The sequence below is a fragment of the Methylobacterium sp. E-046 genome (assembly GCF_022829625.1).
Taxonomy (GTDB): domain Bacteria; phylum Pseudomonadota; class Alphaproteobacteria; order Rhizobiales; family Beijerinckiaceae; genus Methylobacterium; species Methylobacterium longum.
The window spans coordinates 1-757 of record NZ_JAKSYP010000174.1 but is presented as its reverse complement, the minus strand read 5'-3'; the positions used below and the strand labels follow the sequence as shown (position 1 = coordinate 757).

At 60.2% G+C, this 757-nt stretch carries 1 protein-coding gene; it reads right to left on the bottom strand.

Features of this window, described 5'->3' with window-relative positions; all coding sequences use genetic code 11:
• Positions 1-311 precede the first annotated feature (311 nt).
• Positions 312-757: PAS domain-containing protein (locus MKK82_RS16920; RefSeq protein ID WP_243986309.1), on the bottom strand; the 446-nt coding region annotated here is incomplete at its 5' end.

Below are 757 nucleotides of genomic sequence, written 5' to 3'. Positions count from 1 at the left end.
GGGCTGGAACTCGATGACGGCCTGCGAGCGTTCGAGGGCGTCGAGTTTGGCTGCCTGATCCGCGTGCGTGCGCGTTCCACCGAACATGGTCATACCCTCCCGAATCTCTGGGCTGCTGTGGGTCAGAGCGGGAGACCAGCGGAGCAGTCCGCTGACGCGTCATCCAGGTCTATCTCAGCGCGGGACAACACTACGCAACAAGGGTTGCTTAATTATTAAATCGATAATTTATCACCAAGATCGGGCCCTAAACCAATCTATATTAACTTGTGGATGCAGTATTCACGCGACCGTGATCGAAGTATAACAACTTACGCGTGTTCGAAGATTGCAAGATTGCGCCAAGCAGTGGTTAACGGATCGTTGCTTGTCGCGACGGACTCGTAGCGGCCGCCCGCACTCTCAACTGGCCGCCCCGTCCGCCGGACCACTTCGCGCTCGAACGAGACGAAGTTCTCGATGCGGCCGTCGGTGGCGCGCAACGGCCTGCAATCGATCTCGGCGCGGTACTTGGTGCCATCGCCCCGGTAGTTGGTGAGATAGCCGTGGAAGCGCTCGCCGGAAGCCAGCGCGCGGTGAAAGGCATCCAGCGTCTCCCGACGCGTCTCTTTGCCTTGCATGAAGCGTGGGGTCTGCCCGACGATGTCGGACAGATCTCGCCCAACAAGCTGACCGAACGCGGCGTTGGCGTACAGGATGGTCGGCCCGGGCTGATCGACCACCGTATCGGTGACGACGATGCCGATGGCGGCGTCGT